Origin of the sequence: Bacillus sp. S3, from assembly GCF_005154805.1 — a bacterium.
In the GTDB taxonomy this organism is placed as follows: Bacteria; Bacillota; Bacilli; order Bacillales; family Cytobacillaceae; genus Neobacillus.
Window position 1 is genome coordinate 4,493,912 of record NZ_CP039727.1, and the last position, 16,767, is coordinate 4,510,678.

Annotated in this window: 14 protein-coding genes; all 14 read right to left on the bottom strand. The window is 39.3% G+C overall.

The annotated features are described in order from the left end of the window. Positions 1-121 precede the first annotated feature (121 nt). Positions 122-1,390 (bottom strand): glycoside hydrolase family 125 protein, encoded by a 1,269-nt coding sequence (locus FAY30_RS21715; RefSeq protein WP_411675464.1) that lies wholly within the window; start codon positions 1,388-1,390, stop codon positions 122-124. A 25-nt stretch (positions 1,391-1,415) separates the two neighbouring features. Beyond that, a complete protein-coding gene (locus FAY30_RS21720; RefSeq protein WP_149871822.1) occupies positions 1,416-2,306 on the bottom strand; it encodes a metallophosphoesterase family protein in 891 nt (296 codons plus the stop codon). Positions 2,307-2,320: 14 nt separating this feature from the next. Next, positions 2,321-3,085, bottom strand: a complete 765-nt coding sequence (locus FAY30_RS21725; protein ID WP_149871823.1) for an endonuclease/exonuclease/phosphatase family protein — start codon at positions 3,083-3,085, stop codon at positions 2,321-2,323. Positions 3,086-3,321: 236 nt separating this feature from the next. Next, entirely contained in the window at positions 3,322-3,840 is a 519-nt protein-coding gene (locus FAY30_RS21730; RefSeq protein WP_149871824.1) for an MgtC/SapB family protein, read from the bottom strand. Between the two features lie 66 nt (positions 3,841-3,906). Beyond that, a complete protein-coding gene (locus FAY30_RS21735) occupies positions 3,907-4,932 on the bottom strand; it encodes a histidinol phosphate phosphatase domain-containing protein (protein ID WP_149871825.1) in 1,026 nt (341 codons plus the stop codon). Next, positions 4,922-5,725 carry a DeoR/GlpR family DNA-binding transcription regulator gene (locus FAY30_RS21740; RefSeq protein WP_149871826.1) on the bottom strand — a complete coding sequence of 268 codons (804 nt, stop codon included), beginning with the start codon at positions 5,723-5,725 and terminating at the stop codon, positions 4,922-4,924. Before FAY30_RS21740 ends, FAY30_RS21735 begins: the two co-directional genes overlap by 11 nt. A gap of 271 nt (positions 5,726-5,996) precedes the next feature. After that, positions 5,997-7,661 carry an S-layer protein gene (locus FAY30_RS21745; protein ID WP_149871827.1) on the bottom strand — a complete coding sequence of 555 codons (1,665 nt, stop codon included), beginning with the start codon at positions 7,659-7,661 and terminating at the stop codon, positions 5,997-5,999. Between the two features lie 21 nt (positions 7,662-7,682). Then, entirely contained in the window at positions 7,683-9,494 is a 1,812-nt protein-coding gene (locus FAY30_RS21750) for a LamG-like jellyroll fold domain-containing protein (RefSeq protein WP_223820818.1), read from the bottom strand. Between the two features lie 21 nt (positions 9,495-9,515). Further along, complete coding sequence (locus tag FAY30_RS21755; protein ID WP_149871828.1) at positions 9,516-10,412, bottom strand: carbohydrate ABC transporter permease; 897 nt, start codon at positions 10,410-10,412, stop codon at positions 9,516-9,518. 111 nt (positions 10,413-10,523) lie between these two features. Next, a complete protein-coding gene (locus FAY30_RS21760) occupies positions 10,524-12,221 on the bottom strand; it encodes an extracellular solute-binding protein (protein ID WP_149871829.1) in 1,698 nt (565 codons plus the stop codon). Positions 12,222-12,246: 25 nt separating this feature from the next. Beyond that, the gene (locus FAY30_RS21765; protein WP_411675465.1) at positions 12,247-13,239 is read right to left on the bottom strand and encodes an ABC transporter permease; all 993 of its coding nucleotides are present in this window, start codon (positions 13,237-13,239) and stop codon (positions 12,247-12,249) included. A 17-nt stretch (positions 13,240-13,256) separates the two neighbouring features. Beyond that, positions 13,257-14,732: a CehA/McbA family metallohydrolase gene (locus FAY30_RS21770; RefSeq protein WP_149871830.1), complete on the bottom strand. Its 1,476-nt coding sequence runs from the start codon at positions 14,730-14,732 to the stop codon at positions 13,257-13,259. A 361-nt stretch (positions 14,733-15,093) separates the two neighbouring features. Beyond that, entirely contained in the window at positions 15,094-15,744 is a 651-nt protein-coding gene (locus tag FAY30_RS21775; protein WP_149871831.1) for an HAD hydrolase-like protein, read from the bottom strand. A 112-nt stretch (positions 15,745-15,856) separates the two neighbouring features. Beyond that, complete coding sequence (gene fba, locus FAY30_RS21780) at positions 15,857-16,696, bottom strand: class II fructose-1,6-bisphosphate aldolase (RefSeq protein ID WP_223821019.1); 840 nt, start codon at positions 16,694-16,696, stop codon at positions 15,857-15,859. Positions 16,697-16,767 lie beyond the last annotated feature (71 nt).

The following is a 16,767-nucleotide window of genomic DNA, read 5'->3' on the forward strand; positions in this document are numbered from 1 at the left end:
ATACAAACTTGTGATTGCGCTTTCAAAGGCTCTAATGACATTTTTCGTCACCGACAAATCGATTAAAAGTTATAAAATTCGCTATTTTTCTACTTTTTTGTCGTCCGTCCTTTCTATGTGCCTATTTGTACCTTACTTGACGGCCGCAATAATCTAGCACTAATTCGCAAAACATCGCATTCGCCCAAGAAAACCACTCTCTCGTAAACTGAGTAGAATCATGACAATCAAAAGATTCATGCGCTTGGTTTGTATTTGCATCATTCTGACAAATTAATTGGATCTTTTCCCACTTTTCCCTTTGACTATTTCCCGTAATCCCTTCAACTGCTAGAGCGATCGGCCAAATATAGCCATGTGGAGTATGCGGGCTGCCAACGCCTCGCGCACATGTTCCTTCAAAGTAATAGGGATTCCGTTTACTTAGGACAAAATTCCGTGTCGTTTGATATTTTTCATCTGTCTTTTCCATGTTTGTCAGCATTGGCAAAGATAATAGACTTGGCATATTGCTATCATCCATTAACAGATGATTCCCTAATCCGTCTACTTCATATGCGTACATCGTTTGGCCGGCATCATTCTTGATTTCCCCATATTGTTGAATGCCATAAGAAATTTCTGCTGACAAATTCTTGGCCGCTAATTGTAACGCCCCATCCTGATAAATATCTTCGAAAATTTCTGACATAATTTCTAATATTCTTACCGCAAATAGATTACTAGGAATTAAATAATGATAGACACAAGCATCATCACTCGGCCGGAAACCAGACCAGGTCATCCCTGTATAGCCAACCGGCGACCCTTTCCCATCATTACAAAGATCCTCGGTTTCTGGTCTTTGAAACGAATAGGTAGAAAAGTCGGTATGATTTTGCTCGACCTTCCATAGTGATAGAACTGTTTGTGCCGCCTTTTTAAATGTTTCTGTAAAAATGCTAGTGTCCCCGGTATACTTCCAATATTGATAGGCTAATTGAAACGGGAAACAGACGGAATCTATTTCATATTTCTGTTCCCAGATGGAAGGCTCCTGCAGCGGGATATCGTCATCCCATCTGTTCCCATTCGCCGTCTCATTAAACGCATTCGCATAAGGATCTTTCAAAATGAAATCGATTTGACGATTGATCACACCTTTAACCAGCTGGTCCAATTCCTTGTATTTTCCAAGGAAAGGTAAATAAGGTCTTAATTGAAGCGAAGAATCCCTTAACCACATGGCCGGTATGTCACCCGTCACCAAAAAGACCGTTCCATCATCCAAATACTTGGTTGTTTTGGTCAATGTATCACCAAAACAGTTTTCAAACATTGCTGTCACTTTTGGGTCATCAATAGACTCTCTTACAATCTGATTGGCTTCGGCAATAATTTCTTGGTACAAAGAGCACACTCCTCCACTCATTTTCTTACTTAACGGTTAAAAACTTTTCTGTTTCGATGATGCTTGTCTCAAACTCTTTATCAGCATAAAGCGTAAACACACGAGCACCGCGAGTCAGCTCCCCATAGCAATTAAAGCCGCTGATTCTTCCAAAGCCTAATTTGATCCTTTGATAATCGGCAACAAAGTCATTATCGTGATCATGGCCGCAAAATACGCCTGCAACCTTTCCGTTAATCAATAAGGATGTATAGAGACCTGTGTTAATCACTGGTGAAGAAATATCCTCATATTTCGTTCCGCTGACTTGCCCATTGCAGAATGCTTCCTTATATTCAAGTAGTGGAATATGAAGGAAAAGCATGTCTGGTTTAAAATCGTTTGTTCTATTTTGATATTTACGTGATACTTCATTAAACCAAGTCACTTGATCCGGGTGAACATACTCATACTGGCCGATTTTTAATGGATCCTCTGCCCCGCTGTCGAGTATATACAATACATTCGACACCGTTCCATCCTCTTTTGTGATCTCGACACAATAAGATTCCCGGTCCTCCACTACATGGGAATATTTCTTTTCCGCTAACAAATGGATCTGACTTTCCAAACTGCGTAAATCGGAGCGGGTAATTCTCTCTTCTGTATCATGATTGCCGTAAGTGATGGCAATTGGTGTTTCCAACTCATTTAATACGGAAACTATGGCCGTAAAGCTGTCTTGAGGATTGGGAACTCCTTCCGACCAGACAAGATCACCACTAATGACAATCAGATCGGGATTTGCTTTTTCCGTCATATCCTTTATGTGCTCAAATGTTTGTAAATCTTGTTCATTGAATGGCATGGAGCCAACGTGTAAATCTGTTAATTGTAATATTTTAAACGAACCGTCTTTCCCCATTTTTAATTGCACTATGAATCACTCCCTTAAATTTTCACAATTGCGGATACCGGATAATGATCGGACGGATACCCGTTCTCCACCTTCGAATGGATAATCGTGCCACTCTCGATTTTTATGTTTTTTGAAACAAATATATAGTCAATCGGCTCGCCAACGAAACCGCCTTCGAAATCATGAAAGGTTAATCCCGCCCCTTGAATCTTCATAACAGAATAAATACTTGTGAACAGTTTGTCTTTCCAAAATTTCACTTCATCACTTGCTGGCTCAGCATTAAAATCACCTGTCAATATTGCAGGGAGAGGTTCACTTTTATTTAAGGCATCCATATAGGCTTCAATAACCCGTACACCCTTTATCCGCGCTTCTTCACTGATGTGATCCAGATGGGTGTTAAAAACCCTAAATTTTTGAGCGCTGCCTAGGCAGATAAATTCGCCCCATGTACAAATTCGTGGCAGCGCCGAATCCCAACTAATGCTTGCTTCTACCGTAGGAGTCTCCGATAACCAGAATGTACCACTTTTCACAAGCTCAACCTTGTCTTTTTTATAAAAAATCGCACTATGCTCATCATTACTTTGTCTTGGCTGTCCAAACCAATTATATTCTGTTAGCAATTCATCTAAATCTTTGATCATCGCAGGAAGCAACTCCTGTGTACCAATAATCGCCGGCTGCTCCTGTTTAATGATTTCCGCCGCTTTCGCTTTACGATTAGACCAGCTATTCTCACCGTCTTCTGGGTTATCATATCTTAGATTAAAAGTCATAATGAGTAAATCCAATCTATCACCTGCTTTCCTAAGCTTTTTGACTAAACCATATTCATAGATTAGTATAATTCGCCTCTCCGTCTATTTCATTCAGCTTTATGACAAAAAACGTAACGAACGAGGCGAAAATATGGTGGATGACTGCGATAAGATTGTTAGAAAAGCGCTAGGGCGCTGTAGCTGAACATTTCTCAAAGTCAAAACTTATAAATTCTTATATTATGAAAAAGGATTGTGACAAGAGTTTTTCATGATCCTGTTTTTTGCTGAATTCCCTGCTGCTCTTTGTTTCTCATAGAACGTGTTTGTCTTTTCTCGATCAAGAGGCCAATTTTCGCTAAAATAAAGGTAATGAACACAGCAGCAAAAACAATTCCATAAAATCCAGCACCAATTCCAATTCCCACGCCGCCGGCAAAAAACACCATCGCTGCGGTAGTTAACCCTTTTACACGTACGCCGTCTTTAATAATCAAACCGGCACCTAGGAAACCTAAGCCCGACACAATTTGAGCTGACAGACGCATCGGATCCATTCGATTATTCGCATTCGAATTACCAAAAATCTCAACGCTATAGATGGAGATAATGGTAATTAATGTACAGGATACTGAAACATACATAAAAGTTTTTAACCCGGCTGGCTTGTTTTTGGCACTTCTGTCCCAGCCAATAAACATTCCGAAAAGAGCACTGATAACAAGCCGAAGATAGAGCTCGATATTTTTTATCATATGCTCTTCATATAGAAATCCCAAATGTTCCATTTCCCTATCCTCCTTCACAGACAGTCCATTTGTCTATCTATAGGAGAGGCTGCCTTTGATGTATGATTAAACCTTTGCGGTATGTTTCACCATCTCACCCAATGGTTTCATAATTCTTTCACGTTTTTCAAAGGTTGCTATTTTCGTAATTCCCTTATTTAGCAGTGTTTCAGTATTCAAGTCAATATAGGCGCCAATATCATCTGGGAAATGAGAATCTGATGAGGTAGTAAAGCTAACCCCTTTGCCCACAAGTACATCCAGAAATTTCGGACTTGGACACATTTCCCTGACCGGATAGCGATAATATAATCCCGCATTGATTTCCGTAGCTGTATCTGTTTCCACTAAGGCCTCAGCAATTTTTTCATAATGCGGAATCAGGCTGCTTTCATCTGGACGGAAATTGAACACTTTTAAATTATCCAAATGAGACACAAAATTAAAGATGTTGCTGCGGATGGCTTTTTCGACAACCTCAAAAAAGTCCTTATAGAGCGTGTTTAACTCATAATTGGCAAAAAGGTACTGTGTCTCAGGATTATCGAAGCCCCAGCCGTTGAAAAAATGAACCGATCCATTCACATAGTCCCACTCATAGGCACTGAGGAGTTCCTTTAATTCCTCTTCGCCGCCCGGAAAGTAATCGGCTTCGATGCCCATGCGAAGGGTAATTCCTTCGGCAGCCCAGCGTGGTTTCGCCTCCGTAATCGCTTGGACAAAATCCCCCATCGATTCGGTCATAACCTGGTTCAACCATTTTCTTTGCAAATTCCCAAGCTCTGTATCACTAATATCTACGTATTTTTCGAAATAAGCCTTTGTTTCTTTAAAGCGATATAAGTGATCGACAATTCCTACCTCACGCAGGCCCTTGCGTTTCGCTTCCTGTAAATAGAGGTCAATCCAAGAGGCATCATACGAACCCTTTTGTACTCGCTTATTTAAACGCTTCATACTTTCATGAAGCCATTCCATGGTATGTCTCTCATACGGAATAGGATAAAAATGATCTAATGCCATGTTTGTTCGATCGAGCCAGCGCAATGAATACGGCCCTTCTTCAAGATGTAAATGGTAATCAACCTTCATTGTTTTCTCCTCCTGTTGCCCTGATCCATTGGAGCATGGTATCCAGCTCTTGCTTCTGCCAGGATAACGGCATGTCCCCATCTGAAATAATATAATCAACCTTTGATAACGAGCAGATTTTGAAAAAAGATTCATTCTCAATCTTCGAGGAATCCGCCAGTAAATAGACTTGATTCGCCCTTTCCACCATAGCGGTAGAAACTATGCAGTCCTCAAAGTTAAAGTCGCTGACATGACCGGTAGTGACACCGCCGCATGGCAGAAATAATTTATCAAAGCGAAAGGACTCCAGCATCTTACAGGTTAATGCCCCGACAATCGACTTTTGCTCCGGATTCGTCATCCCGCCTAAAACAATGACCTTTCCATCAAACTCCCGTTTTTCCAAACGATTATTTAGTTCTTCGGCAGCAGCGAGGGAATTCGTCACGATCGTTAATAATTTAATACCTGTAATCGCCTTTGCCAGCTGTAAAACCGTTGTCCCGGCACCCAGCATAATAGTATCGCCGTCCTGAATAAATTCAGCCGCTTTTCTGCCGATGGCTGCTTTTTCCTCCGCTCTTACACTCATTTTTTGAACGAACATCGGTTCATTATTGGTTTGCAGGTATAGAACAGCACCCCCATGAACCCTTTTAAGCTTTTTTTCCTTTTCCAATGTATCCAAATCACGGCGGATGGTCTCAGGCGCTACCCCTAATTCTCTCGCAAGAGAAGCAACCACTACTTTCTTCTCTTGATTTAATGTTTCCAAAATTAACTGCTGACGATCATTTAGCAAGAAAGTCATGTTTCAAAGTCACATCCTTCATTCTTATCTATGTTTGAAATTCACTTGTTTATGTTTGTTTAATCCAATAAACCCCAACAAACAAATAATATCAAACATATTATGATTTGTAAATTCAAATTTCAACCGCTTACAGGAGGGCAAGCATTACTCAGTTCACATCATGAAAAAGGTCTTCATCAATATGACGAAGACCTTCTCCCTAGGCTTGTATTGGAAGGGAAAACTTCCCACTTCACTTATTTAAGCAAGCGACATAATCCCCCGCCCCTTAATGATGGTTTGACCCCTTAATATTAACAAAGATCGGATTAGAATAAAACCACATACTGGTGTAATTACGGTCATTAATATTGTTGAAGCGTTCCTCATTCTCCAATGGTGTAGGAGTCCCTTCATAGTCAAAGGATTGATCCATCAGCGGCTCCCCATCTTTCATAAAGCCTACTACATTCATGCCAAGGTTGGTACCGCGCAGACGATAATAACGGTTAGTATCAGCCTTTACTTTGTATTTTATAGTGTAATAGCCTTCTTTATCCGGCTTACCCCAGTCTTTCTCGGTAAAGCGCTTAACGACTTTAGTCGTATCATTCGTCGTATTGCTGGCATATTGGCTCTTGTCAATCTTGCCGGTTACCTCGCCAGAAATTAAATCAATATGATCAACCTTGACCTTATTCGTAACAGACGTGTTATGAGCAGTAATTGGATCGTAATTATTGTACTCCGGACTCTTAAAGCGAATAGTGATAGTGGTTTGATCACCTTTAGACACTTGTAAATCCTCGCCCATCTCCGCTTGCTTTTTCTTTCCTTCCACATTGAACTCCAGTGCATTAATGAGGTCGCCATATACGCCGAAGGCTTTACCCGAACGCATGCCCTCTACGACATCCTTGAACTGATTGCCCTCGACCCAAGTATAGTTTCTTTGGTATTCGCTTGGCCAATAGCCGCTTGAATATTTGCGGTTGCTGCTGACTTTGAAATGGAAGTCCGAATTAGTAAAATTCCAGAAATGGCGCCCTTCTCCAAGCATGGCATCCCATGCGCCCCCTACCTTGGCGACCATCACATCCACACCACCATATATATCAGAAAGCTCAGATCGGTTAAAGCTTGCAGCCATCTGATTTCCCGGCATTCCCTCCATACCAAAGACAATATCTGGAGCAATATCATTCATCTTACGGAGATCTTCTATAGTAACTTCTCCGCCGCCCCCATTGTGACGGGACGGATGATTCGGCAATACAAAGCTTTCAGGATAATTGTCTTTTAACCATTTAATCGCTTCAAACGTTTTGCTTTTATCCGATTTCAGCTTATTCTTATCCGGTCTTTCTCCCCATAGCTCGGCTTCGTTTGATGTAAACTTGTCCGTACTTGTATCATAGCTGTATAGCCATTCAAACTGGCGGATGGCATCAAATGGTATGTTATTACTGTTGGAATCAATAATAGCGACTGAACCATGATCCAAATCCATCATATCCCACTCAAAACCGGGATAAATTATCTTGCCAGTGTATTTTCCAGCCGCCTGCAATGAACGGATTTTTGCCAGCTGATCTTGCATGGCTTCAAAGCGTGCTGTAGGTTTTTCATTACCATCGGGATCTCGCGGCGAATTACGCAAATGGTCAGTCAGCATAATATAGTCAAGAGACTCGCCGTATTTTAGCTTTACCACTGTTTCAGCAGGCATTAGGTTAATATCCTCACGGAAGGCAGCATTCAATATATTTTCCAGTTTCATAAACGGCTCTGATGCATCACTTGATTGAATGGTATGGATATGGTAATCCCCGGACATCCATCTGCCGGCTTCCTTGTGAGAATCTATTGACTTTGCTGATACGGTCATTATTCCCTGTGACAGAGTGAACACAGCAATCGAACTACAAAGAAAAGTCTTTAGTTTATTCCTCATGATTATTAATCCCCCTATTCATCATTTATTTATGTTAAATCTCTTTTTAAAATTAAGATCTAAATCAAATAAGTTATATTCATTTGTTAAATATTTGAAGTCAACATACGTTTTTTCTTTCTTTGACATTTCCTCTACAAATGGTGAGTAGGTACGGAAAAACAGTTTGTTCTTCGCTTCATCAAATTCTACAAGTCTCAGCCAGCCATTTCCGCCTCGATAGTCATACTGATAGTTGACCAACATTTGTATGACATCGTTTCCGGCTGCATTTTGTTTAACCTGATGGGTAATCCCAAAATAATGGCCGTTTACTGTCATAAATACTTGATTATTTTCATTGACAAGTTCATTCCAAATGATTTTCCCCCTGCTTGATTCCACCGCAACGGCTTTATTATCTACCGTCTCCGGATAAATCACATCATGAGAGACAATGATGGTTGGATTATTTTTGTGTTGATTTAAAATTGATTTTGACCATTCTAAATCTGTTTGAAGATTCTTCATATCCACCATTAAAAACAGGTATTCATAGCTGCCCGCCTTTACTAGCGCATAAGAGCCGTATCCTGAAGGAGACGAACCTTGATAGTAGTTTTTATCGGCAAAACGCTGCGGTCCATAATAGGTCAGGTAAGGATCTCCGCTTGCATAATCATGATTTCCCGCCGTCATTACATAAGGAATATTACTCTTATCTAAATAGGAAATAGATTGAAGGGAATTTTTCCATTGTTCCTCGGCATTACTATCGACAATGTCCCCAACAAATGCGTTCATCGCAATATTGTTTTTCTTGTTGTTTTTTGCAATCCATTTCATTTGGCTATCAAAAATCTCTGGATTCATATTCGAGTATTTTTGTGTGTCCGGAACAAAAAGAAAATTATAATTCTTCTTATTTGTTAAAAGTGGGATATTATCATTTGTTCCTTCAACAGGTTGAGCATCACGAGCATCTGGAATAAGCCAATCTTTTTCGTCCAACGCCTTATTAGCTACTCGTATTTCTTGAATGTTACCTGCGAATAAGGCATCTAATTCATTTCCCCACTCAGAAGCACCTATATTCCAGCCCTTTCCTTCTACAGTGGCAATTCCTTTGACCTTTATCGACTTCCCGTAATCACTTACACCATTTACAGTTAAAGTCGATGTTTCCCCATCATTCACGACCGCCAAATGATACCATTCATCTGTATTTAACGACCGCGACCAGTTCGTTTCATTATAGTTCAAATTAGTCGGATGGCTTGTCCATTGAATTTCTTTATCATTGGATACGGATAAGGTAGACAAGATTTCTTTCTCGCCATCCAGTTTATTTATGTCTGCAGCCTGCCCTTGCCTTGTTAAAATCCCCATCCAGCTATGTAAATTACTAGTAAAATTGCTTGGTAATTTAAAAATTGCCTCGATGGTAAATCCATCTTTAAATTCCTCAGAATTAATCGGTGCATCTTTAATCGTTTTGAAATATCTTCCTGCTGAAGCTTTTTTAGAATTAGAGAATTGTAGGCTATCTACATTTGCTAGATGATCATAATCATCTTCTGACCATTTCATCATTCCTTCTAATTCAGGTGAAGATAAGTCCCCAACTGTCACTAATTCTAGGTCATTTCCATTTTTACTAGCGTCTTGAATAATGATATCACCAGTTTCGATTGCACCGCTTTTCACATAGTCCTTTGAAAATTTCCAATCTGCCATAATACTGCTTTTAGATTCTTTTTTAGCTCCATGAGCTTTAGCCTCTGCATTTGTGGTCATGCTTGGAACCATCATACAAAGAATAGATAAACCTATTAGTGCTTTTTTCATTGCCATACTCTAAATCTCCTCCCAATCTTATTCTTTCACCGAACCAATATTGACCCCCTTTGTAAAATGTTTTTGGATAAACGGATAGATAATAATAATTGGTGCTACAACAATAATAATAGTAGCCATTTTCAATGAATCACCTGTTACCGTTATCTTTTCCAACGCTGCATAGGCGCCTGAATTTCTTAATAGGGCATCGGCGATTGCTTGCTGCTTCGTCAGCATTTCTTGTAAAAGTGTAGCTAATGGTTTTAATTGGGGATCCCGAACATAGAAGGCGCCGGAAAACCAATCATTCCAATGGCCCACGGCATTAAATAGTCCAATTGTGGCGATAACTGGTCTACTCATTGGAAGAACAATTCGGAAAAATATTTGAAATTCAGTACAGCCATCAATGCGGGCTGCTTCCATGATACTTTCCGGAAGTTGACTGAAAAACGTCCTCATGATCAAAATATTCCACACACTATAAAGACTCGGAATAATATAAACCCATATACTATTAGTTAAATGCAGCTCTGTTAGAACCAAATAATACGGAATAATACCACCGCTAAATAACATCGTGAAAAAAATAAAAAAGGTAATAACCTTTCTTCCTGGTAACGTCCTTGTAGTGAGCGCATAGGCGGCCATCGCCGTTAACAACACACTTATAGCCGTACCAACTACTGTCCTAAACACACTGATCCATAATGCATTTAAAACAGTTGATTGTTTAATCACCTCTAAATAATTCTCAAAGCTAAATTCTCTGGGAAAAAAATAGATTCCGCCTTTTTGTGCATCTGTTCCTTCATTGAATGATAGCGCCAAAATATTTATAAAAGGGAGAATAATAGATAAGCAAAGTAATGCCACCAGCAAAATGGTAATAATCTGATAAATGCTCCATGACTTTCGGCTCTTGCGATACATGGATATCCCTCCCAATTTAGAAAAATAGGCCTCCTCTCTTTCTAAATAGAAAGGAAGCCTGTTCATGCTGCCAAGCGCTGGCGCTTACATCAGAACGCCAGCGCTTTTCAATTAATACCTAATGGTGGTACCTTCTTTTTCTTTCTTCTCAATCAATTTGATATAATCGTTTAAGCCTGCTTTTTCTAAAAGCTTCTTAGAATCGCTTAGAATTTTCTTTGCTTCACTTTCTGATTTACTATAGTAAGCACGTAATAAATTTTCATTGTAAGTGTCTAAAGCAATGTTGAGATTCTCACCGTTTTCAAATTCAAAAATAAATGATTTTGGGGTCGATCCGTCAACTATTTTTGCATTCTTTAACTTCTCGTCATAATTCCATAGCTTGATAATTTTATCCGCGGCTGCTGTATCTTCACCGGAAACTCTTTCACCATATTCGAATTCACCAAAGTCTGCCATATTGTCGATATCTGTATAGCCAAGATGCTCAGCCCAGTAAGAACGAACACCTCTAAAGCCTAGCTTCTGAGCTTTTTCTGGATTTTTTTCTTTTAATTCAAGGACTTCTTTTTTAACAACTGGATTACCTTTTTCATCAAGTGTATAGTCTCTTCCTTCAAGACCATATTGAGCGAGCAATTTACCTTCGCGGCTTGCTAAATAGTCTGCCAGCTTCACAATATCTTCTGGATGATCTGTTGTAGATGGAATGGACCATCCCGCATATCCGGATTTATAAGGTAATTCCATTTGATAGTCTCCTTGAACGGTATCGATGGGTCCAAGCGGGACATATTTCATATCAGAATTTTCTACTACAAAGTTATGCATATCGGAAACAATCCCAAAGGATTTATTAACAACGCCTTCCTTGGCTTTGTTTTCAGCCATTGTAAAGAACTCTGGATGAAGCAGACCGTCTTTTAATAATCCTTGCACGAACTTAACACGTTCTAAACCGTAATCTGTTTGCGATTCGTGCTTAATCTCTCCGTCTTTATCCTTTAAGAATTTCTCACCTTTTGTACCTGTCCAGATAAGATCATTAAATATGAAGTCTCTATCTGCTCCACCCCATACTGTAGGACCAATTGGGGTGATTGGTTTGCCGTTAACATCTTTAATGTTAGCTGCTTTAATCTGCTCTGCCAGCGCACGTAATTTTTCATGCGTATCGATTTCTGCAGGATTAATACCTAATTTGTCAACGATATCCTTTAAGATATACGGACCGCCAACGTATTTACGAGATACTGTGCCAGGTTCACGGTCAATGGCCATATGAACGAAATAAGAAGCACCTTTAAATTCAGGTCTAAACATAATATTGTTTTTCGTGTCAGCTGGTAAGTACCCTTCTTCGAAATACTTACTATAAACCTTTGAATCTTTCAACATAGGTGTTAAATCATGGAACATTCCTTCCCGTGCAGCTTTTAATAAAATTTGCATTTCAGGACGTCCGCTGTGATCCAAATAAAAGGCAACAAAGTCCGGTAAATCGCCCGACGCAAGTCCTGCAGTCAAGGCTTCTGTTGAGTCATCCACAGTAATCCCTTGCAATTCTAATGTAATTCCGGTTCTTTTCTTTAACTCTTTAGCAATTTCCGGATTCATTCCAGCAGAAACGTCACCATCACTCATAAATACCAGCCCTTTAATCGTACGATCTGCAATCCATGTTTCTGGAGCATCCTTTGGTTTTTCACGGCTTTCGCTGGAGCTCTTCTTCGAATCTGTACATGCAGTAAGCATTAAAATGCCTATCAAAATCAACGTCAAAAATTTAAATGAAACTCTCTTCATATAAATTTCTCCCCCTATAATTTTTTTACCATAATGAGGTATTAAATTTTTTATTTGCAAATCGGTTTACAATAAGTACTACAACCAAGCCAACAATCCCCTGCATCATCCCAACGGCTGTTGCATAACCAAATTGACCGCTTTGAAGACCAGTACGAATAACATACGTATCAATAATTTCAGCAACCTCTGCATTTCCTGGTGTTTTTAATAAATAAATCTGATCAAACCCTGCAGATAGAATATTCCCTAACGATAGAATAAATAGAATTAAAATAGTAGGCCTGATTCCAGTTAGGGTGATATGCCAAATTTGTCTTAATCTGTTTGCACCATCAATGGCCGCCGCTTCGTAAAGAGCGGGATCAATACCGGCAATGGCTGCAAAGTAGATAATCGAACTCCAGCCAATATCCTTCCACACATAACTCCAAAACATAATCGAGTGAAAATTCTTTTCCTCCATTAAGAAATAGGTACTTCCATCACCTCCCATAAAGGAAATTAATTCGTTTAGTAATCCTGTATTTGGCGCTAATATACTTTGGATAATCCCTACAACTACCACCCATGATAAAAAATGCGGCAAGTAAGAAATACTTTGAAAGAAACTTCTAAGTTTATTGCTTTTTAGTTCATTAAATAAAAGAGCTAATATAATCGGAAATGGCATTGCTAGTATTAACTTCATTCCGCTGATAATGAGCGTATTTTTAACATAATTCCAACTTTGGGGATCCTGGAAAAAACGTTCAAAATATTTAAGCCCAACCCAGGGACCACCAAAGATTCCCGTATCAAAACGAAACTCTTTAAATGCCAGTACCATCCCAGCCATCGGCATATAAGAAAAGATGATGAAAAACGTTATACAAGGCAGAAGCATAATATACATAGCCCGGTGCTTCCAAATATTTTTCCAGGTGAACTTCATTGGCTTTACGGTGTTCTTCTTTTTCTTTTTGCTTTTATTCACCCCAGCACCCGGACCTATATTTTTGTTTGTCGTAATCTCCATGTAGAACCTCCTCCTTTCTAATCGGTAAAGTAAACGGGATTTGTTATTAAAATTCGATTGAGATGTTGATCAAAAACAGATACTCGCAGCCAAATCAAATCTTTAACTTCACTTTTCTCTAGTTGATGAATCACTTTATAGTTACCTTCATATAAATCTCCTAAATTTGATTCGATTTTCACTGCATGTACATCCTCTGTATCTGTTAGATGGACTTTCATCATCAGAGTATTAAACTCGTTAAAATGAATCCTGTCGCCAATTGTCCACTGACCATTAATCGTCAGGTCAATTTGCGGTGAAAGCGAAATGTAACTTCTGCCCAGCTTTACGGCTTCTAAAATATCATCCCCTGAAGATGGTTCCTTAACGGCTGAATACAAGAAAGCTGGAAGTTTTGTTGTATTCGAATGGTGCCAGTCCCTGCCGCATGTTGCCGGAATTTCAATACCAGCATTCAGCAACTGAGTCCATTTTGCAATTGCATCTGTATTTGATAGAGATTCATGCGGATCCTCCGAATTCCACACTTCAATAAAATCAATCCATTCAAGGGACTCTAAGGCATACTGCCAGCGGCATCCCGTACAGTACGGACTTCCTACATCGAATGGATGGGCAATCCCAATTAATAATCCTTGTTCTTTCATTTCTGCTAATTTCTCGTTAATATTCACCCGGTCGATTAACGTCCAATCCATCGGCGGCTTGTCCTGATAGCCTAATGTTAAGAAGTGGCCGTGAAGCGTTGTCATTTCTAACCCCTTAATGAATTGTAAGGGATAATTTTCTGGGGAAATCTTGTCAAATGCACTAATCGTATTATGGTCAGTTATTGCCAGCCAGTCGATTTTCTGTTTAATAGCATCATTTATTAACTCTTCCGTTGTATGCCTTGCATCGCTGTGATGCGTGTGGGTATGGAGTTCTACTTTTTTATAGCGAGTTTGGGCATTTAAATAGCGCTCCCTCTTTAACCGCTCTTTTTTGATAGCTGCGATTTCGATGGGCTGTGTGGTGGACCTTTCTTCTTTATGTATAGCATCGATGGTGCAATGAATTTCTGTTTTTGCTGTGACTAATGCATGGAAATTAAATGATATATCCCAAAACCCCGGAGAGACTTCCCTGGTTTGTATCCCTGGTGAGGACTGGGAATTGTTAATAACGACTCTTCCTGTTGATTCAAACCGGTGACAACTTCCTTCATATCCTTGGCTTGAGCTGACTGAGATGGTAATCAAATTCCTTACAGATTGGATATGTGCCCGATCTGTTGCAGCCATGTTGTTATCCTTTTGATAACGTGAAAACAATTGATCTAAACGTTCTTCGGCATTTTCTTCCGTTGGCGAATAGGAATATTGGATGACGATTTCTTGGGTTGTCCTAGGTACTTCCACGCGAAGAATTATGTGTGATTGATGGGATTCAGGTGTTACTGAAATATAATAGTTTCCTAAGGTTGTTTTTAACAGTGAGGTTTTCTCCACAAATAGCCTCCTTTTTCGACTTTATTCAACACATTAAAGCCCGTTGTAACCGCTTACCTAAATGGCAAGAAAATATTTGAAATAATGGTAAGAAACGTGCAAAGCACAATTTGAATATGTTTGTTTCGTGAAGGTATATCCGTAATTCAAACACAACACAACATAAAATGGGCTTAAACTCATATTATTATAAATAGACCCATTTGTAAATTAGACTATTCAAATAATTTTTAAAATAATTTAACAAAAAAAAAAGACATTGCGAAACTCCGAAACTCGCTTGTCTTTTTTTAACTATTACTGGATTGCGGATTTTAAATTTATACAGCTGCTGCCACAGAAGTAAGCAACCTTCGAAGTTTCATTTTACTACAGCAGTTTTTAATTCAAGAAAGTTGTCGATCGTTATATCTGCTTGAGCAAGTTCATCTTCTTTGGCAAAATCAAAATTACAGCCAATCGCAATCAATCCATTGCTTTTTGCCCCGTTAATATCTGATAATCGGTCGCCAACCACCGCGCCCTGTTCAATATCATATTTGGTTATGATCGTACGGATTAGATCCGCTTTATTGAGCGTGTCTATTTGTTGGATGCTGAAAACTTCTGTTACCCAATTATCCAACTTGTAATATTTCACAATAGCATTCAAGTATTCAATTTGCCCATTACTTGCTATGTAAAGGGAGAAGTTATTTTCTCTTAGATAGCTAAGAACTTCTGTCACATTCGGATATAAAGAACCATGACCGGCGTTAATATTCGCGATTGATTTTTCATGAAAAATTTCATTGGTTCGTTCACGAATCTCATTTGAATGGTTTGGTAATAACGTTTCCCACACGACTGGCAGAGGGACGCCCATAATTTCACGATACTTTCCGATTGGCGTTTCCCCCTCCCATAAGTTCAAAAACCTCAAATGCTCAAACGTTTCTTCAAGGGATAACGCTAAAATCTTATCTGTTTGAAACAGGGTACCATCCATGTCAAATATCAATGATAACGACATTTTCTTCCTCCTTTGGAATCTCAATTCTCTACTATACTTGAATAGCGGTTTAAACTTTAAGAATTTTAATGTTAAAAGGATGTCTTTGTAAATATAAAGACATCCCCGTTTATTACGCTTTATTACTTGATTTGAATTCATTCAGTTTGGCTTTTACTGTTTGCTTTACCGCTTCTTTACCTGGAGAAAGGATGGTACGTGCGTCGTATATTTCTTTGTCCTTATCCAATACTTCACGAACAGCTTTAGCCCAGGCTTGCAAACATTCTGTATTCACGTTAATCTTCGCATGACCAAGTTCGATTGCCTGTTGGATTTGATAATTCGGAATACCTGATCCGCCGTGTAACACAAGCGGCACATTGGTCAACCCTGAAATCTCCTTCATTTCAGCGAATCCTAACTTCGGTTCACCTTGGTAGGGACCATGAACAGAACCAAGAGCTGCTGCTAATGCATCAATTCCTGTTTCTTTTACAATCCGTACACATTCCTCTGGATTCGCATATTGAATACCGCCAATAAGTCCGTCTTCATTACCGCCTACGGTTCCAACTTCTGCTTCAACCGAAACACCATGAAGTCTTGCATATTCAGTGACTTGCTTGGTCATTTCAATATTTTTATCAATTGGATGATGGGAGCCGTCAATCATGACGGAAGTATATCCCGCATCAATCGCCTCTTTACAGCGTTCCACACTATTGCCATGGTCCAGGTGTAAAGCGACTGGTACGGTAATATTCTTTTCTTCTATAATACTATTAATCATTGTTGCAATCGTTTTAAATCCACCTAAGTAATCCACAAGTCTATCAGAGGATGCTACAATAACAGGAGATTGTTCTTCTTGGGCTGCTTCTAAGATCGCTTCAGCCCATTGAAAATTATTAATATTGATTTGCGCAACTGCATATTTTTCTTGTTTCGCCTTTAACAGCATTTCTTTCATCGAAACTAATCTTGTTGCTACTTTAGTCACTAGAATCTCACCTCTCTTTATCAACCAATATGCCATCCGTT